Source organism: Bradyrhizobium sp. USDA 10063, from assembly GCF_054063735.1.
Window position 1 is genome coordinate 3,220,759 of record NZ_JBSSGP010000002.1, and the last position, 16,942, is coordinate 3,237,700.

The 16,942-nt window shown below is 64.6% G+C and carries 17 protein-coding genes and 1 pseudogene; 2 read left to right on the top strand and 16 right to left on the bottom strand.

The annotated features are described in order from the left end of the window. Positions 1 to 108: 108 nt before the first annotated feature. From ACVJGD_RS17630 to ACVJGD_RS17650, 5 genes are all read right to left on the bottom strand, one after another. Positions 109 to 930, bottom strand: a complete 822-nt coding sequence (locus ACVJGD_RS17630) for a DUF2182 domain-containing protein (protein ID WP_456635534.1) — start codon at positions 928 to 930, stop codon at positions 109 to 111. 46 nt (positions 931 to 976) lie between these two features. Next, positions 977 to 1,606 (bottom strand): DUF1326 domain-containing protein, encoded by a 630-nt coding sequence (locus tag ACVJGD_RS17635; RefSeq protein ID WP_456635535.1) that lies wholly within the window; start codon positions 1,604 to 1,606, stop codon positions 977 to 979. 352 nt (positions 1,607 to 1,958) lie between these two features. Further along, positions 1,959 to 3,668, bottom strand: a complete 1,710-nt coding sequence (locus ACVJGD_RS17640; RefSeq protein WP_456635536.1) for a sulfatase-like hydrolase/transferase — start codon at positions 3,666 to 3,668, stop codon at positions 1,959 to 1,961. A 177-nt stretch (positions 3,669 to 3,845) separates the two neighbouring features. Further along, positions 3,846 to 4,097 carry a hypothetical protein gene (locus ACVJGD_RS17645; RefSeq protein ID WP_456635537.1) on the bottom strand — a complete coding sequence of 84 codons (252 nt, stop codon included), beginning with the start codon at positions 4,095 to 4,097 and terminating at the stop codon, positions 3,846 to 3,848. 290 nt (positions 4,098 to 4,387) lie between these two features. Beyond that, positions 4,388 to 4,639: a hypothetical protein gene (locus tag ACVJGD_RS17650; RefSeq protein ID WP_456635538.1), complete on the bottom strand. Its 252-nt coding sequence runs from the start codon at positions 4,637 to 4,639 to the stop codon at positions 4,388 to 4,390. A gap of 240 nt (positions 4,640 to 4,879) precedes the next feature. On the opposite strand from ACVJGD_RS17650, the gene ACVJGD_RS17655 reads away from it, so the two are divergent. After that, a complete protein-coding gene (locus tag ACVJGD_RS17655; protein WP_456635539.1) occupies positions 4,880 to 6,049 on the top strand; it encodes a DUF2336 domain-containing protein in 1,170 nt (389 codons plus the stop codon). Between the two features lie 278 nt (positions 6,050 to 6,327). Here ACVJGD_RS17655 and ilvC read toward each other — a convergent pair whose 3' ends face one another. The 9 genes and pseudogenes from ilvC to miaA form a co-directional block, all read right to left on the bottom strand. Further along, the gene (gene ilvC, locus ACVJGD_RS17660; RefSeq protein WP_456635540.1) at positions 6,328 to 7,347 is read right to left on the bottom strand and encodes a ketol-acid reductoisomerase; all 1,020 of its coding nucleotides are present in this window, start codon (positions 7,345 to 7,347) and stop codon (positions 6,328 to 6,330) included. A 151-nt stretch (positions 7,348 to 7,498) separates the two neighbouring features. Then, positions 7,499 to 8,104, bottom strand: a complete 606-nt coding sequence (locus ACVJGD_RS17665) for a LysE family translocator (protein ID WP_456635541.1) — start codon at positions 8,102 to 8,104, stop codon at positions 7,499 to 7,501. 8 nt (positions 8,105 to 8,112) lie between these two features. Further along, positions 8,113 to 8,232: pseudogene (locus tag ACVJGD_RS17670) on the bottom strand (EamA family transporter); the annotation flags it as partial. 215 nt (positions 8,233 to 8,447) lie between these two features. Next, on the bottom strand, positions 8,448 to 9,143 hold the full coding sequence (locus ACVJGD_RS17675; RefSeq protein ID WP_456635542.1) for a class I SAM-dependent methyltransferase: 696 nt from the start codon (positions 9,141 to 9,143) through the stop codon (positions 8,448 to 8,450). A 3-nt stretch (positions 9,144 to 9,146) separates the two neighbouring features. Then, positions 9,147 to 9,689, bottom strand: coding sequence for an acetolactate synthase small subunit (gene ilvN, locus ACVJGD_RS17680; protein ID WP_456635543.1), 543 nt, complete (start codon positions 9,687 to 9,689; stop codon positions 9,147 to 9,149). A 13-nt stretch (positions 9,690 to 9,702) separates the two neighbouring features. Next, positions 9,703 to 9,840, bottom strand: coding sequence for a hypothetical protein (locus tag ACVJGD_RS17685; RefSeq protein ID WP_456635544.1), 138 nt, complete (start codon positions 9,838 to 9,840; stop codon positions 9,703 to 9,705). Further along, positions 9,840 to 10,823, bottom strand: coding sequence for a threonine dehydratase (locus ACVJGD_RS17690; protein ID WP_456635545.1), 984 nt, complete (start codon positions 10,821 to 10,823; stop codon positions 9,840 to 9,842). Before ACVJGD_RS17690 ends, ACVJGD_RS17685 begins: the two co-directional genes overlap by 1 nt. 9 nt (positions 10,824 to 10,832) lie before the next feature. Continuing rightward, positions 10,833 to 12,608, bottom strand: a complete 1,776-nt coding sequence (locus ACVJGD_RS17695) for an acetolactate synthase 3 large subunit (RefSeq protein ID WP_456635546.1) — start codon at positions 12,606 to 12,608, stop codon at positions 10,833 to 10,835. Between the two features lie 321 nt (positions 12,609 to 12,929). Further along, positions 12,930 to 13,856 carry a tRNA (adenosine(37)-N6)-dimethylallyltransferase MiaA gene (gene miaA, locus ACVJGD_RS17700; protein WP_456640281.1) on the bottom strand — a complete coding sequence of 309 codons (927 nt, stop codon included), beginning with the start codon at positions 13,854 to 13,856 and terminating at the stop codon, positions 12,930 to 12,932. On the opposite strand from miaA, the gene serB reads away from it, so the two are divergent. Further along, positions 13,855 to 14,745, top strand: a complete 891-nt coding sequence (serB, locus tag ACVJGD_RS17705) for a phosphoserine phosphatase SerB (RefSeq protein WP_456635547.1) — start codon at positions 13,855 to 13,857, stop codon at positions 14,743 to 14,745. The two genes, miaA and serB, sit on opposite strands and share 2 nt — an antisense overlap. 133 nt (positions 14,746 to 14,878) lie before the next feature. On the opposite strand, the gene ACVJGD_RS17710 is transcribed toward serB, so the two are convergent. Together ACVJGD_RS17710 and ACVJGD_RS17715 are read right to left on the bottom strand one after the other, a co-directional pair. Further along, positions 14,879 to 16,384 (bottom strand): Do family serine endopeptidase, encoded by a 1,506-nt coding sequence (locus ACVJGD_RS17710; RefSeq protein ID WP_456635548.1) that lies wholly within the window; start codon positions 16,382 to 16,384, stop codon positions 14,879 to 14,881. A 347-nt stretch (positions 16,385 to 16,731) separates the two neighbouring features. After that, positions 16,732 to 16,932: a DUF2065 domain-containing protein gene (locus ACVJGD_RS17715; protein WP_456635549.1), complete on the bottom strand. Its 201-nt coding sequence runs from the start codon at positions 16,930 to 16,932 to the stop codon at positions 16,732 to 16,734. Between the last annotated feature and the right edge of the window lie 10 nt (positions 16,933 to 16,942).

The following is a 16,942-nucleotide window of genomic DNA, read 5'->3' on the forward strand; positions in this document are numbered from 1 at the left end:
GCAGCGTGCCCACCCTCAAGCACTCCGCAGGGAATGGTGGGCACGCTTCGCTTTGCCCACCCTACGCCACTGATGGCAAACCGAACTGAACATTGAGCAGGTTGCTCATCACTGCGGCAAGGACACCAGCAGCCAAGCGCCGGCGGCCACGCATGCAATGCCGGCAGCACGCGCGATCCATCGTCCGACCGGCGTCAGTTTCTCCAAAAGGACAAGCAGCGCCAAAAGCGCAATCCAAAGCACGTTCATCACCCCGCCTACGAACAGAAGCGCCATCAAGACCCAGCAGCAGCCGACACAATAGCCTCCGTGCCGAAGCCCCAGCAGCAGGCAGCCTCGCGGGTTGTCGCGAAAGCCGCCGTGGCGCATCAGGAATAGAAACGGCGACTGGCAATGGGCGAGACAGACGTCCTTGAGCGGTGTCCACTGATAGACTCCTGCCGCGATCAGCACGATTGCGCCGAGCAGATTGCTGGCGATCGCCATCCGGGAATCCAGCAGGGCTGCCCGCTCGATCACCCACTGGAGAAAGGTTGCTGCCAGCGAAAAGCCGCTCCAGGCGAGGAGATAACCGGCCGCAAACCAGCCGGTCGCGGCGAACGGCTTGCCCTGCGCCTTCCCCTGTCGACCCACGCGGGCGTACATGAGGATCATGGGCGCTGCCGAGGGCGCCATCATTCCGACCATCATCACGACCCACATCAGGAACACATACGAGAACTCGGTCGCTCGCCATGGCTCGCTCGCCGGCAACATGATTCCGATCCCGGCCGGGATCATGCGGAACCCGGTCATGTCCATGCCACCCATGTCCATGTCGTTGGCAAGCCAGACCACATAGCTCCATGCCAGCGCGACAATGGTCCCGATCGCGCCGCCGACGACCCAGCGATCGCGCCGCAGCACGATTTCCAGGGTGCTGTCGGTCATTTGCGATTGACGTTGCCAGCCTTGTCGCAGAGCCGTAGGAGCTGCATCACGCCTGGTTCGACCAGCGGATCGGCGCATAGAGGCCGTTCTTGCCGGAATTATCCCAGCGCATGCCATGATCGCTGAACGTATTGCCGGAAGCGCCGACTGCCAACGCCATCTTGTCGGGGCTAACGGGATGGCCGATGTTCGCCCACATTTCCCCGCTCGGATGCATGCTCGGCAACGGGTCGACGGACATGTGCAGAATACCCGGGATTTCCGCGGACCGCGTCTTGCCCTCGATCCGGAATGTGATCGGGACCTTGCTCACCCCCAGGTTCTTGCTGATCAGCGGTGTGAACGCGGCCATCGGACCACCGGCGGCGCCGGTGAAGATCGCGACGAGGGCCTCGGTCTGATCATCGTCGGCGCGCTGATCGATATAGGTGGCCAGCGACCAGTCTCCGTCTGCCATGACCCCAGGCGCGTGGAGGATAACCAGCACATTGAGTCCATCGAGCGTGATGTCGCCATAGCGGCCACTCTCGACGTGGAAGATCAGCGGTACGTTGCAAAAGCCCTCGGTTGGTCGCGAGGTCAACGGGGCCGCCGCTGACACAAGGCACGGACACACGATGCTGCAACTGCAATTCTCGAAATAGTCACCGGAAAGGTGCCATGGGACGTCCGCCATCGCTCTCTCCCGCTAGGCCGAACCCGACAGATTGCTTCCGAATGATCTACGTGTAGTTGAAAATTACGCTGCGCGGGGAAGAACCGCAAGCCGATTCCACGGTGGGGATCCTTTGGACCTGCTCGTACACGTGCCGCAGCGGCGCGGAGGCGCTGAAGCTGTAGGGTGGGCAAAGCCCAGCGTGCCCACTATCAAGCACTCCGCAAGAATGGTGGGCACGCTTCGCTTTGCCCACCCTACGCCTCCGTCATTGCGAGGAGCGAAGCGACGAAGCAATCCATGCCTCCGCTTGTGGCGAGATGGATTGCTTCGCTTCGCTCGCAATGACCGAGAAGGGACGACGGCACGCCCCCTACAACCCCTTGATCATGCCGGCGTCGATCAGGAGGCGGTTGAAGCGGCGCGCCTCGGCGCCGTCCTTGCAGGCGTAGAACAGGCCGTTGCAGCGGAGCATGATGTTCTTCTGCTCCTCGAACGAGGGATCGAGCGGAATGCCGGCGGCCTCCTGGATCACCAGCGGCAGATAGGCGGCATCGATCGTATCCATCACGGCCTGTGACTTCACCGGTTCGAAATTGATGGCGTCGATCGCGTAATAGGTGGCGTAATAGCGCGGATCGTACTTCTCGAGCTTCTTGCCGACGCCGGCCTCATCCAGGCTCGGATCGAGAAGATGCGGCGCGAATTCCGGCTGGTGATCGCCGTAGCGCACGATCAGGAACGGCTGGGCCGGAAACTTCTTTTTCAGTCCCGCAATGAAGGCGGCGTAGTCGCTGGCGCTCATCGCCTGCCGGCGCAGATATTCGTCGATCACGGGCGCGTTGCCGAGCGGGCGCCAGGACGGCGTGAGGTCGGGGCGCAAATGCGTCTGCCACGGGAAATGGTTGGCGGCGAGATAGACGAAGGTGAACAGCGGCGCGCCGGGCGGCTGCTCCGCCATCAGCCGCAGCGCCTTGTCGTAGAAGAAGCGGTCGGGCTCGACATCCTTGGCGCCGAGATCGCGCGCGTCGTAGAAGCGCTGGATGCCGGTCGTGGCCTGGAAGCTGCGCGCGCTCATGAAGGCGCCGAACGCCGGATAGAGCGAAAGCGTGTTGTAGCCGCAGCGGCGGAGCGCAAGCGGCAGCCCGCGCTCGACGCGACCGGAAGCGATGCGAGTGACAAAATAGGCGAAACGGCCGAAGGAACGCGAGGAGAGCCCGGCAAGCACGTTGTATTCGGTGAACCAGCTCGGCCCGCCATTGCTCTCGGCCAGGAATTTTCGCTCGACGCCGTCATAGGACTTGAACTGCGCGCCATAGCCCGGCGGCACCTTGACGCCTTCGGCCGCACGGATATCGAAACTCGATTCATCGTGGATCAGGATGATGTTCGGCCGGCGACCGGCCGGATGGCAGGAATCCACCAGCGGGATCTTGAGACGCCCGCTCGCGACCGCATCCGACTCCATGAAGCCGTAGCTGATGAAATCGGAAACCGCCGTGACGCCCGAACGCGCGAATTTCGAGAGATAGCCGTCGTCGTAATAGCCGCGCCAATCCTCATCCGGCCAGATGACGGCGTATCCGGTCAGTGCGGCAAGGCACGCCAGCTTGCAGGCCAGCGCCGGCAGGCGGCGGACGCGGAACGGATCGAGCCACCACAGCGCATACATCAGGGGCAGCGTGACGAGACCTGCGCCAATCAGCGACCAGCGCAGGTTCGGGAAGATCGTCAGCAGGAAGTGCGCGGTGTCGTGGTCGATCACCATCAGGTCGACGAAGTTCGCGGTCATCTGCACGACCTCGTGCTTGAACCGCGAGAGCAGCACCAGCACCACCACCAGCGTCAGCGACAGCGCGCCCGATAGCGCCGGCCGCCGCAGCAGCGCGATGAAGAAGAAGTTCAGGGTGCCCCAGGACAAGAGGAAGCACAGCCGCGAGCCGAAATCGGTCTCGGTCTGCACCATGATCGCGAACGCCGCCATCTGTGGCGCGGCGACGGCGAGCAGGCGCCAGACACCGATCGCGGCCAGGCCGCCGGCGATGGCGGCGATCGAAGAACCTTGATTTGGCGCGGGCGCCATGGGTGACGACGCAACATTCCCCGGCGCGGTAGTTCGCCTTGACTGGAGGTGACCAGGAGACGGACGACGCAGCCGGACCCGCGTCGCGTCACAAAACCGTAATGTAAGCGTCATGAATGCGCAATGAATTTGCGGCCACCGGCGCGACGCACGGTAAATCCGCTAGCCAGGGCTCGTTCAGCGCTTCGCGATCCCGTCGATGAAAAGGTCGATGATCGTTTCTGCGGTACGTTCGGCATCGTCATCCGCGACACCCCAGCGCGGGAAATGGCCGTCGATGTTCATGCGGGCAAAGCCATAGACCAGGGCGCGGCCGGCGATCTGGACCCGCTTCAGATCGGACGCGCGGAGCTGGCCTTTGGCGAAGGCTTCCGCCAGCGTCCGGCCCGCCCTCGTCCACCAATTGCAGCGCGGCGTCGACCAGCGCATGCCGGAGGTCGCCGTGGTGATAGGGCTTCGTTGCGGCCGCCGGCGCATTGCGGCGGCGCGGTTTCGCGACGGAGGATTTCGTGGCGCGGCGCATGCCCTCCCCTAGCATCACCGGATGCTGCGCCCCCTCTCCCGCTTGCGGGGGAGGGCTGGGGTGGGGGTATCTCCACGACTCGCGCTATCGCGAGTGGAGAGAGCCCCCACCCGGCGCTTCGCGCCGACCTCCCCCGCAAGCGGGAGAGGTGAAGCCAGTTCGCGGATAGGCCGATTCAACCAAGTGGCATCATGCTCTAGGACTCACCGTCCCCGACGAGATGGAATCTGCGGCCGAGCTGGTGGTGCACGGTGATGACGCCGCGGTCGACGTCGCTGATCAGGCTGTCGCCGAGCACGACGTTCGGGATTTCCCAATTGCGGCCCGCGCTGGCGTGCGGCCGCACCGAGACGGCGACAACTTGCGCCGTCTCGCATCCGGGCTGGCTGCGCAACGCCTCGTTCGCGAGATGAGTGAGTTCCGCGGTGCTCTTTCCGATCGTCGCCATTGCTACTCCCGAGAAGCCGAGCGTTCGGTGTGCAACAGGCCTGCGGCGCGTTTTGGGCAGCTCAGGTGCATCAATACCGCGCGGCGAGTGCAATCCGGCGATCTTGAGTTGAACGGGTTACGTCCTGCTAACCTTCTCGGCGAGCACAGGCGGGGTGCGGGTTCCAGCTTAACGCAGGTGTAAGACCGCGCTTGTCATTTTCCCGGCCAACCTGAGAAACCTGCAACAAGAACAATGCCAATGATGGTGCAACAGCCGGCTCACTCGATCATCGCCGAACTCGAGGAAGCCGTGAGAGACGGCTCGTCGGCGAAGCGGATCAAGACCCTTCGGCGGGTGACCGACCTCTTCCTGAACGACGGCGACCGCTTGAACGACGAACAGGTCAAGGTGTTCGACGACGTCTTGTGCCTCCTGATCACGCGCGTCGAGAGCCGCGCCAAAGCCGAACTCAGCAAGCGCCTCGCGCCGCTCGACTACGCGCCGTTCGAGGTGATCCAGCACCTTGCCAAGGACGACAAAATCGAGGTCGCCGGCGAAGTGCTCGCGCATTCGAGCCGCGTCTCCACCGAAACCCTGGTCGAGGTTGCCAGCACCAAGGGACAGGATCACCTGCTTGCGATCTCCGGCCGCGCCAGCCTCCCTGAGGAGGTCACCGACGTGATCGTCGATCGCGGCGAGGTGCGCGTAATCCGCCGGCTCGCCAACAATGCCGGCGCGCGCTTCTCGGAGGCCGGCTATTCCGGCATCGTCGCGCGCGCGGAAGGCGACGACGAGCTGGTCGAGATCCTGGGATTGCGCATCGATCTTCCGATCCAATTCCTGCGCGAGCTCCTGAGCCGCGCCAAGGACACCGTGCGCGCCCGCCTGCTCTCGATCGCGCCGCCGGCACTGCAGGACGACATCCAGCAGGTGCTCGACGAGATCGCACGCGAGGAGCCTGCGATGCGACGCAGCTTCGGCATTGCCGAACAACTCGTCAAGCTGATGAAGGAGCTCAACGAGCTGGACGATGCGGCGGTGTTCAAGTTCGCCGAAGCGGGCAAGTTCGACGAGGTGATCGTCGCAATCGCGCTGCTCAACGACGTGGCGCCCGAGATGATCGGGCGAGTGATGGAAGGACACCGCTCCGACCTGATCCTGATTCCCTGCCGCGCGGCCAGGCTGAACTGGCCGACGGTGGAGACGATCCTGCGCAACCGGCCGGGCGGCGCAGCCGATCTCCGCGGAGACAATGGAGCAGGCACAACGGGATTTCCGCCGCCTGTCGATCGAGACCGCCCAGCGCACCGTGCGCTTCTGGCAGCTCCACAACCGGATCGAGAAGCCGGCGGAGGGGCGGCTGGGCGCGAACTGAGTGTGGCCGCGGTCATTGCAAGCGGCGCATTCCAACTTCTCCCCTCACCCTGAGGAGGTCGCGTAGCGACCGTCGCGAAGGGCGAGGCCACCAGCGGGGCCTCATGGTTCGAGACGCGCTACGCGCTCCTCACCATGAGGGGAAACATCGCCATCGCCTTGTCATTGCGAGGCGCGATAACACAATGACGCCGTCGTCCCGGGCTTGACCCGGGACCCATAACCACAGGCGCTTGTGGTGTGCTCCGCCCTAACGGCTTGGTCGCGCCACAACAACTTCCTGTGTGGCTATGGGTCCCTGCTTTCGCAGGGACGACAGTCGTACGCTCGGCTTAGTTCTTCGTCTTGTCGACCAGGGCGCCCTTCTTGATCCAGGGCATCATGTCGCGCAGCTTGGCGCCGACTTCCTCGATCGGGTGCTGGGCGAGCTTGGCGCGGGTGGCCTTAAACGAGGTCTGGTTGACCTTGTTCTCCAGCATCCAGTCGCGGGCGAACTTGCCGCCCTGGATGTCGGCGAGAACGCGCTTCATCTCGGCCTTGGTCTCCGCGGTCACGATGCGCGGGCCGGTGACGTATTCGCCGTATTCGGCGGTGTTGGAGATCGAGTAGTTCATGTTGGCGATGCCGCCTTCATAGATCAGGTCGACGATCAGCTTCACCTCGTGCAGGCACTCGAAATACGCCATCTCCGGCGCGTAGCCGGCTTCGACCAGCGTCTCGTAGCCGCCCTTGATCAGCTCGACCAGGCCGCCGCAAAGCACCACCTGCTCGCCGAACAGGTCGGTCTCGCATTCTTCCTTGAACGTGGTCTCGATGATGCCGGCGCGGCCGCCGCCGATCGCCGAGGCGTAGCTCAGGCCGAGATCATGCGCATTGCCGGAGACGTCCTTGGCAATCGCGATCAGGCAGGGCACGCCGCCGCCGCGCTGATATTCGGAGCGCACGGTGTGGCCGGGGCCTTTAGGCGCGATCATCAGGACGTCCAGATCGGGGCGCGGATCGAGCAGGTTGAAGTGCACGTTGAGGCCGTGCGCGAACACCAGCGCCGCGCCCTTCTTCATGTTGTCGTGCAGGTGCTCGCGATAGATGTCGCCCTGCAATTCGTCGGGGGTGAGCATCATCACGAGGTCCGCCCATTTCGCGGCGTCCGCGACGCTCAGCACCTTGAAGCCGGCGGCCTCCGCCTTCTTGGCTGAGGCCGAGCCCGGACGCAGCGCGATCGCCACCTCCTTGACGCCGGAATCCTTCAGGTTGAGCGCGTGGGCGTGGCCCTGGCTGCCATAGCCGACGATGGCGACCTTCTTGCCCTTGATCAGGTTCAGGTCGGCATCGCGATCGTAGTAAACTCGCATCGTGGTTTCCTCTTTAAGGGGTGGCCGAACATCGGCCGATGGATTGGGCTTACAGGTGGATCAAGACCGCCGGCGCCCGGAAATTTCCGGCGTTGTGTAGAGCATTTTCCCCTTCAGGGGAAACCCCGTTCTCGCATGGCGCAGTGCGGCATCATGCGTCCATGAAGACCGGGTAGAGCGAGGCAAGCAACAGGATCGCCATCACGATATTGAAAGCACGCACCGCAAGGCGCGAGGTCAGGATCGGCCGCAACGCGGTGCCGAACAGCGCCCAGGCAATGCAGGACAAGGTGCCGAGGATCAGGCTCAGGCCGACCTGGATCGCGATATTCAATGGGAATTCGGCAATCGCCGCATAGGCCGTGATGGTGCCGATCACCATCACCCAGCCCTTGGCGTTGACCCACTGGAACATCGCCGCACCCCAGAACGTCATGGGACGACTGCGGCCGTCGCCGGATTCCGGCGAGGACGGCTCGGCCATCGCGATCGCGGCGGCGAGATAGATCAGGTAGGCGACGCCGATATATTTCAGGATAGTCTGCAGCACGGGATAGGCGATGAAGACGGTGCCGAGGCCGAGCCCGACGGCACCGACCATGAATGCAAACCCGACCGTGATGCCGGCCATATGCGGCACCGTGCGGCGGAAGCCGTAAGTCAGCCCGGAGGACAGCAGCATGATGTTGTTCGGTCCCGGCGTGAAGAACATCACGACAGCGAACATCACGAAAGCAACGAGAAGCGACTGCGACATGGCACCACTCACGCGATTTTCGCCAGGGATTGTGGACGTCTTGAAAGCAGCATGATGGCGATGCCGCCGATCACGGCAGCCATGGCCGCAAGCCGCAGCGGCCCGAACCTCTCGCCGAACACGATGCTGGGAAGCGCGATGCAATTTGGTTGAAATCGGCCCATCCACGAACTCGCTCTCCTCCCCCGCTTGCGGGGGAGGTCGGCGCGTACGCGCCGGGTGAGGGCTCTCTCCACTCAAAGAGTGTCAATCGCGGAGACACCCCCACCCCAGCCCTCCCCCGCAAGCGGGAGAGGGAGCGCAGTTCCGTCGTGGAGGCAAGTCGATCCAAATTGACCACGCCCTAGCTCTTCTGTTCCGGCTTCGGTTTGCGCAGCAGATAGGTGCCGTGCAATGGCGCGTGGTAGTCGGCGGAGACCAGGGTGAAGCCGACTTCGGTCAGCATGCGTTCCATGACCCAGCCGAAGGTCGAATATTCGTCGCGCATGTGCGTCATCACGCCCTCGCGCTCGAAATCATGGTTCTTGATGGAAAAATCGGCCCAGCCCTCGACGTCGCGTTCGAGGCCGTCGGGCATGCTGACGAACACGATGTCGCGGAGGTAGAACTCGGAGCCCGGCTTCAGCGCGTTGAAGATCCGCGACAGCGCCACCGCTTTCCAGAAATCCGGCAAATGATGCAGCGTGAATTCGCTGACGATCAGGTCATAGGAATTCGGCTGATAGGCGAAGCTCAGAAGGCCCGCCGGCTGGGTGCGGATGCGCGCCCTGCGGTCACGCGCGTAGATGTTGGCGAGCGTCAGCATCGCCGGCGAGATGTCGATGGCATCGACATCGGCGCCGATCAGCGCCGCCTCGCAGGCGAGCACGCCGTTGCCGCAACCGATATCGGCGACGCGCCAACCCGGCTCGACGCCGAGCATCTTGAGCGTCTGGCGGGCGCGGAGATCGCTGTCGTCATGGCGGCCATAGATCGAGGCGACCGCGGTATCGATGCCGACCCGGCGTCTTTGCGTGTAGTACCAGTCGCGCGCCAACATGATTCACATCCCTTCCGGCCCGCGCCCGATCGCGGCAACGCCCGTGCGTGACACCTCGACCAGGCCGAGCGGGCGCATCAGGTCGATGAACTGATTGATCTTGGCGGTGTTGCCTGTGATCTCGAACACAAAACTCTCGGTAGTGGCATCGATCACGCGGGCGCGGAACGCATCCGCCAGCCGCAGCGCCTCGACGCGGTGGTCGCCGGTGCCGCGCACCTTCACCATCGCCAGCTCCCGCTCGATCGAGCGGCCGGTCAGCGTCATGTCGACAACGCGGTAGACCGGGATCATGCGGTCGAGCTGATGCTTGATCTGCTCGATCACCATCGGCGTGCCCGTGGTCACGATGGTGATGCGCGAGAGATGTTTCTGACTCTCGGTCTCGGAGACGGTGAGGCTGTCGATGTTGTAGCCGCGGCCGGAGAACAGCCCGATCACGCGCGCGAGCACGCCCGGCTCGTTCTGCACGAGCACCGATAGCGTGTGGGTCTCGTTCGGGTCGTGACGCTCTTCGAGGAAGTAGGCGGATGCGGGCTGGTTCATGGTCGTCCCCATACTAGTTGCTCGTCATGCCCGCGAAGGCGGGCATCCAGTAGTCACCGGCGCCTGAGAACAGCACAGAGGCCGCGGCGTACTGGATCGTCCGGTCAAGCCGGACGATGACGGTAGAGTTTTCGGCTAGCGCTTGCGTCATCACATCACCACCTGTTCGCCGATGGCGGTGTCCGTCCCGACCCACTGGCGGAACAGATCGAAATCGATATTGCCGCCGCTCAGGACCAGGCCGACGCGCTTGCCTTGCAGCCTGTCCCGCTCCTGCAGCGCAGCCGCGAGCGCGGCGGCGCCGGCGCCTTCGGCAAGGTTGTGCGTGTCGGTCCAGTAATAGCGGATGGCGGCGCCGACCTCGTCGTCGCTGACCTGCACGATGCGGGAAGCGCCCTTGCGGATCACGGCGAGCGCGTCGGCGTCGGGAATGCGGGTCGCCATCCCGTCGGCACGGGTGTTGGCGGTCTCGGTGGTGACGATGGTGCCGGCCGCGAACGACAGCGCATAGGACGGCGCCTCCGTCGACTGCACGCCGACGATCTCGGTCTTCAGGCCGAGCAGATCACGGACGCGGATGCAGCCGCAGATGCCGGAGCCCTGCCCGATCGGCACATAGAGCAGGTCGAGATCGGGTGCGACCTTGAACAGCTCCAGCGCATAGGTCGCAACGCCCAGCACCAAGTCGGGATGGAACGATGGCACCATGTGCAGGCCGCCGCTTTCGGCGCGCCGGACCGCCTCCTCGCGCGCGGCCTGAAAATCCTGGCCGTGCTCGACCAGCTCGGCGCCGAAGGCGCGCATGGCGCGGTTCTTCTCGACCGAATTGCGATGCGGCACGTAGATCGTCGCCCGCACATGATGACGACGCGCGGCGAAGGCGAGACTCTGGCCGTGATTGCCGCGCGTCGCCGAGATGATCCCGGGCGTATCGGGCTGCTCGCGCTTCAACCGGTCGAGATAGACGAGCCCGCCGCGCACCTTGAAGGCGCCGGTCGGCGTGTGGTTCTCATGCTTGACGACGACGCTCGTTCCCAGCCGCTCGGAGAGCAGCGGCCAGGCATGCACGGGCGTCGGCGGCACCGCGGTGCCGACAATCGCCTGCGCGCGCTCGAGCTGTCCAAGATCGAACATCAGCCCATCTCACACCAGCGCCTTGCCGCCGGCGAAGGCGGTCGCGGTCGCATCGTCGGTCGCCTCCTCCGGGAGCAGCATTTCGTTGTGCGCCTTGCCGGAGGGGATCATCGGGAAGCAATTCTCGAGCGCGGCGACGCGGCAGTCGAACAGCACCGGGCGCTTGATCGCGATCATCTCCTTGATCGCGCCGTCGAGATCGGCCGGCTTGATCACCTGCAGGCCGACGCAGCCATAGGCCTCGGCGAGCTTGACGAAGTCAGGGAGCGCCTCGGTATAGGAATGCGACAGGCGGTTGCCGTGCAGGAGCTGCTGCCATTGCCGCACCATGCCCATGTACTGGTTGTTCAGGATGAAGATCTTGATCGGCAGTTCATACTGAACCGCCGTCGACATCTCCTGGATCGTCATCTGCACCGAGGCGTCGCCGGCGATGTCGATGACGAGGCTGTCGGGATGCGCCACCTGCACGCCGACCGCGGCCGGCAGGCCATAGCCCATGGTGCCGAGCCCGCCGGAGGTCATCCAGCGGTGCGGCTCCTCGAAGCCGTAGAACTGCGCCGCCCACATCTGGTGCTGGCCGACCTCGGTCGTGATGTAGGTATCCTTGCCGCGCGTCAGCTCGAACAGGCGCTGGATCGCGTGCTGCGGCAGGATGATGTCGTTGTTCTTGCGGTAGGACAGCGAGTTGCGCGCGCGCCATTGCGCGATCTGCTGCCACCACGCCTTGATGTCCGGCCGCTTCGCCTCCGCCTTGAACACCTGCAAGAGGTCGCCAAGCACGTTGGCGCAATCGCCGATGATCGGCACGTCGACGGGGATGTTCTTGTTGATCGAGGAAGGGTCAATATCAATGTGGATCTTCTTCGAGCCCGGCGAGAACGCATCGGTGCGGCCGGTGATGCGATCGTCGAAGCGCGCGCCGACGCACAGCATGACGTCGCAATCATGCATGGTCATGTTGGCCTCATAGGTGCCGTGCATGCCGAGCATGCCGAGCCAGTTCTTCCCCGAGGCCGGATAGGCGCCGAGACCCATCAGCGTCGAGGTGATCGGGAAGCCGGTGAACTCGACGAGATCGCGCAGCAGCTTGGAGGCCTCGGGGCCGGAATTGATGACGCCGCCGCCGCTATAGATCACCGGCCGCTTCGCTGACGCGAGCAGCGCCACGGCCTTGCGGATCTGCGCCGCATCGCCCTTCACGCGCGGCGAGTAGGAGATGTGCACGTCGGACTTGCGCGGCGGATGATAGGTGCCGACCGCGAACTGCACGTCCTTCGGCACGTCCACCACGACCGGGCCCGGACGGCCGGAGGTCGCGACGTAGAACGCCTCATGCAGGACCTTCGCGAGGTCGTTGACGTTGCGCACCAGCCAATTGTGCTTGGTGCAGGGGCGCGTGATGCCGACCGTGTCGCATTCCTGGAACGCGTCGTTGCCGATCAGATGCGTCGGCACCTGGCCGGTGATGCAGACCAGCGGGATCGAATCCATCAGCGCGTCGGTGAGCGCCGTCACCATGTTGGTGGCGCCGGGGCCGGAGGTCACCAGCACCACGCCAGGCTTGCCGGTCGAGCGCGCGTAGCCCTCGGCGGCATGGCCGGCGCCCTGCTCGTGGCGCACCAGGATGTGCTCGACCTCGCTCTGCTGGAAGATCTCGTCATAGATCGGCAGCACCGCGCCGCCGGGATAGCCGAAAAGGTGTTGCACGCCATGATCGATCAGCGCGCGGACGATCATCGCGGCTCCCGTCATCTGGTTCGGATCGTGGCTTTTGTCTTTCATGGCTGGCTCCGGATGCGCTGTTTCTTGCGCCGCGTTAAGTCTCTGTTTTGGGAAATAAAAAAGGGCCCGAGAGGCCCCATGCACACCGCCTGTCTGTCAGATGGCCGCTAGCCATCCCCGGCGGTGTGCCTGGGTACGACGACGATGAGTTTGGTAATAATGTTACGCATAGAGCGGCTCAGGCTTCCCAAAGGTTGCGCGACCATAGCGACCAATGCCCGAATGTCAAGGCAGGGACGCTTTCAGCGCGGTTTTCGTAATGTAGCGGGGTTCCTGACATTCGGCGAGTGCGAAATTTGCAGGCCGTGCCACACGTCGCGGTCATAGCTGGGCTTCCAGCCATCCCCGCGCGGCATCCGGCGCCATCCATTCGAATTCCGGCAGTTGGTGGCGAAACCAGGTGAATTGCCGTTTGGCGTAATGGCGGGTATCGGCGCGGCCGATCTCGGATGCCTCCTTGCGGGTGATCTCGCCTTTCAGGTGCCGGATCAGGGCCGGCACGCCGTGGGCTTTCATCGCCGGCAGCAGCGGATCGAGATGGCGTGCCGCAAGCTTGGCGACCTCTTCCAGCGCGCCCGCGTTCAGCATCGCCTCGAACCGGGCATCAATTCGCGCATAGAGCTGGTCGCGCTCGGGCGCGAGGAACAGGGCGGAGAATTCGCCTGATGGCAATAGCGGCGGCAGGCCGTCGCGATGCCAGTCAGTCAGCGAGCGGCCGGTCGCCTCGACGACTTCGAGGGCGCGCGCGATGCGGGTGCGGTCGCGCGGCTTCAGGCGTTCGGCGTAGGCGGGGTCGCGCCGGGAAAGTTCCGCATGCAGCGCCTCGACGCCGTCGCGCTCGAGCCGCGCGCGGACGCCCTCGCGCACCTCGGCAGCGATCGGCGGCACCGCCGACAGCCCGCGGATGAGCGCCTTGAAATACAGGCCCGAGCCGCCGATGAAGATCGGCAGGCGGCCTTCCGCGCGCACTTCCGCCAGCACCTTCGCGGCGTCCGCGACCCAGGCGCCGGCGGAAAAATTCACGCTCGCGTCGACATGGCCATAGAGCCGGTGCGGGACCAGGGCCTCCTCCTCTGGCGTCGGCCGCGCCGTGATGATGCGAAGGTCGCGATAGACCTGCATCGAGTCGGTGTTGATCACGGCACCGCGAGCTGTTTGCGCAAGATCCAGCGCCAGCGCCGACTTGCCGCTGGCGGTCGGCCCTGCGATAAGCACCGCTCTTGTCCCAGCTCTTGAAGCCGCTGCCATGTCGCTTGTCGCCACCCTCATCTGCAATCCCGCCAATCCGGCGCTCGACTCCACCATTGTCGACGGCGCGCTGGCCGTCCTGCCCTCGCCGGGCGCGGCGCAGTGGCTGTTCGACGAAGTCGCCGTCGACATCCCCTTTGACGGCAGCGAGGACATCAAGGCGATCGAAACCCGCCTGCAGCAGGCGCGCGGCGACCTGCCCATCGACATTGTGGTGCAGCCTCGCGCCTTCCGGCGCAAGAAGCTTTTTCTCGCCGACATGGATTCCACCATGATCGGCCAGGAATGCGTCGACGAGCTCGCCGATTTCGCCGGGCTGAAAGAGCACGTCTCGAAGATCACCGAACGCGCAATGCGCGGCGAGATCGCCTTCGAGCCGGCGCTGCGCGAGCGCGTCGCGCTATTGAAGGACCTGCCCCTGAGCGTGGTCGACGAGGTCCTGGAAAAGCGGATCACACCGACGCCGGGCGGCCGCGAACTGGTGATGACCATGCGCGCCAACGGCGCCTGGACCTGCCTGATCTCGGGCGGCTTCACGCTGTTCACCAATGCGGTCGCCGCCAAGATCGGCTTCCAGGAGAACCGCGCCAACGAGCTGATCGCGCAGGGCGGCAAGCTCGTGGGCGAGGTGAAGGAGCCGATCCTCGGCCGCGCCGCCAAGCTCGCCACGCTGATCGAGCTGCGCGAGGCGTTCGACCTCGATGCCATCGACACGCTGGTCGTCGGCGATGGCGCCAACGACCTCGGCATGATCGAGGCCGCCGGCCTCGGCGTCGCCTATCACGCCAAGCCCGCGGTCGCAGCCGCCGCGGCGGCGCGGATCGACTATGGCGACCTCACCGCGCTGCTGTACGCTCAGGGCTATCGGCGCGATGAGTTCGTCGCGTAACGTCTCGGCCGTCATCACCCGCGAAGGCGGGTGATCCAATATTCCATCACCGCCTGTTATTTGCGCCAGCGATGACTGGATACTCCGCCTTCGCGGAGTATGACAGTTGAGCGTGGGATGGTGGTGTGCAGCGCTACTGCACGCTCAGCGCCACGAAGCGCAGTTCGCCGTCGCCGTTGGAGACGAGCAGGAGGATCGACTTCTTGCCGTCCTTCTTGAGCTGGTCGACGCGCTTCTTGATGTCGGCGGCGCTGGCGACCGCTTCCTGCGCCACCTCGACGATGACGTCGCCGGCGGACAGCCGCTTTTCGGCGGCATCCGAAGCACCGTCGACGCCAGTGATGATCACGCCCTTCACGCTGTCCTTGATCTTGTACTTGGTGCGGAGATCCTTGCTCAGCGCCGCAAGATCGAGCCCGAGCGCCTTTTGCGTCACCGGCTTCTCCGCCGGCTCGTCCTTGGTCTTGGCGTTGGCCTGCTGCACCTTTTCGGTGTCCTCGAGCCGGCCAAGCGTGACCCGCTTGGTCTCCTCATTGCCCTTGCGGATGACGATGACGTCGACTTCCTTGCCGACCGCGGTGTCGGCGACGACGCGCGAGAGATCCTTGGGATCCTTGACGTCCTTGCCGTCGAACTTGACCACGACGTCGCCGGGCTCGATGCCCGCGGGTTTCGCCGGCCCCCTGTCGTCGACGCCGGCAACCAGCGCGCCACGCGCCGGCTTGATGTTGAGGCTGTCGGCGATCTCGTCGGTGACCTGCTGGATTCGCACGCCAAGCCAGCCGCGGCGAAGCTCGCCATATTTCTGCAGTTGATCCACGACAGCGGCGACCGTCTTCGACGGCACGGCAAAGCCGAGGCCGATCGAGCCGCCGGTCGGCGAGATGATGAGCGTGTTGACGCCGATCACTTCGCCATCGAGGTTGAACAGCGGTCCGCCCGAATTGCCGCGATTGATGGCGGCGTCGGTCTGGATGTAGCTGTCGTAGGGACCCTGGCTGATGTCGCGGTTGCGCGCCGACACGATGCCGGCGGTCACCGAGCCGCCGAGACTGAAGGGGTTGCCGATCGCGATCACCCATTCGCCGAGCCTGAGTTTGTCGGAATCGCCGAACTTCACCGCGGTCAGCGGTTTCGGCGGCTTGAACTTCAGGACGGCAAGATCGGTCTTCTTGTCGACGCCGACCAGCTCGGCCTTGACCTTGGTGCCGTCGTTCAGGATGACGTTGATCTCGTCGGCATCGGCAATCACGTGGTTGTTGGTCACGACGATGCCGGCGGTGTCGACGATGAAGCCGGAGCCGAGCGAATTGGTCTTGCGCGGCTGAAACTCGCCGTTCTTTTCGCCGCCCTTGCCGCCACCGGGACCGCGGCGGTTCTTGAAGAAGTCGTCGAAGAACTCCTCGAAGGGCGAGCCCGGTGGCAGTTGCGGCATGGCGCCGCCGCCCTTGGCCTCCACCGTCTGCGACGTCGAAATGTTCACGACGGCATCGATCACCTTTTCGGCGATGTCGGCGATGCCTTCGGGTCCCCGCGCGAATGCCGCAGGCACTGAGGCAAGCACGCCGGCGGCGCCGATTGCGATCGCGGCTCCCATCAGGCGCAGGCGACGGCTCAAGGCGGGTCTGGCACCGGTCATGTCAGCTTCTCTCCAGGAAACACGATATTGCGGCCACAGTGCGCCCGAACGGGGTGGCCGCGCAAGCATTTGAGACAACCATTTCGGCGAAAAACCGACGCCTTGCGGCTCACGATTGCGTTGGGCCGATAAGTTCCGGACGACCAGTTTTCGCCGTCATGGCCGGGCTTGTCCGTCTTCGCTGTCGCTTCGCCGGACCAACACTGGAGCGCCCGGCGCAGCCGGATCCCGGCCATCGACGCGCTTTCTTTGTAGTCAGCCAAGAACGCGGATGCCCGGGACATCTGCGCGAAGACGCGCTTCGCGCTTTTGCCCGGGCATGACGACGCCTGTGTTCGCAGCGATAGCTACCGCCTCACCAGCCAGATCAGCAGCAGGCCGCCCACCGCCGACCCGATCCCGACCACGCGCAGGACATTGTCCGGGGTTGCCATCGCGCTTTTCATCGCGCGCCGCATCCAGGTCGGACTTGCCGCGAAGATCAGGCCTTCCAGCACGAACAGAATTCCCACACCGATGAGGAAGTCGGCGAACGCTATGGACCTCATCGGATGGCGA

Excerpts from the sequence above, each read along its gene's own strand:
- ACVJGD_RS17630 (WP_456635534.1), bottom strand. The coding sequence starts at position 930 with ATGACCGACAGCACCCTGGAAATCGTGCTGCGGCGCGATCGCTGGGTC.
- ACVJGD_RS17635 (WP_456635535.1), bottom strand. The coding sequence starts at position 1,606 with ATGGCGGACGTCCCATGGCACCTTTCCGGTGACTATTTCGAGAATTGC.
- ACVJGD_RS17640 (WP_456635536.1), bottom strand. The coding sequence starts at position 3,668 with ATGGCGCCCGCGCCAAATCAAGGTTCTTCGATCGCCGCCATCGCCGGC.
- ACVJGD_RS17645 (WP_456635537.1), bottom strand. The coding sequence starts at position 4,097 with ATGCGCTGGTCGACGCCGCGCTGCAATTGGTGGACGAGGGCGGGCCGG.
- ACVJGD_RS17650 (WP_456635538.1), bottom strand. The coding sequence starts at position 4,639 with ATGGCGACGATCGGAAAGAGCACCGCGGAACTCACTCATCTCGCGAAC.
- ACVJGD_RS17655 (WP_456635539.1), top strand. The coding sequence starts at position 4,880 with ATGATGGTGCAACAGCCGGCTCACTCGATCATCGCCGAACTCGAGGAA.
- ilvC (WP_456635540.1), bottom strand. The coding sequence starts at position 7,347 with ATGCGAGTTTACTACGATCGCGATGCCGACCTGAACCTGATCAAGGGC.
- ACVJGD_RS17665 (WP_456635541.1), bottom strand. The coding sequence starts at position 8,104 with ATGTCGCAGTCGCTTCTCGTTGCTTTCGTGATGTTCGCTGTCGTGATG.
- ACVJGD_RS17675 (WP_456635542.1), bottom strand. The coding sequence starts at position 9,143 with ATGTTGGCGCGCGACTGGTACTACACGCAAAGACGCCGGGTCGGCATC.
- ilvN (WP_456635543.1), bottom strand. The coding sequence starts at position 9,689 with ATGAACCAGCCCGCATCCGCCTACTTCCTCGAAGAGCGTCACGACCCG.
- ACVJGD_RS17685 (WP_456635544.1), bottom strand. The coding sequence starts at position 9,840 with ATGACGCAAGCGCTAGCCGAAAACTCTACCGTCATCGTCCGGCTTGAC.
- ACVJGD_RS17690 (WP_456635545.1), bottom strand. The coding sequence starts at position 10,823 with ATGTTCGATCTTGGACAGCTCGAGCGCGCGCAGGCGATTGTCGGCACC.
- ACVJGD_RS17695 (WP_456635546.1), bottom strand. The coding sequence starts at position 12,608 with ATGAAAGACAAAAGCCACGATCCGAACCAGATGACGGGAGCCGCGATG.
- serB (WP_456635547.1), top strand. The coding sequence starts at position 13,855 with ATGTCGCTTGTCGCCACCCTCATCTGCAATCCCGCCAATCCGGCGCTC.
- miaA (WP_456640281.1), bottom strand. The coding sequence starts at position 13,856 with ATGGCAGCGGCTTCAAGAGCTGGGACAAGAGCGGTGCTTATCGCAGGG.
- ACVJGD_RS17710 (WP_456635548.1), bottom strand. The coding sequence starts at position 16,384 with ATGACCGGTGCCAGACCCGCCTTGAGCCGTCGCCTGCGCCTGATGGGA.
- ACVJGD_RS17715 (WP_456635549.1), bottom strand. The coding sequence starts at position 16,932 with ATGAGGTCCATAGCGTTCGCCGACTTCCTCATCGGTGTGGGAATTCTG.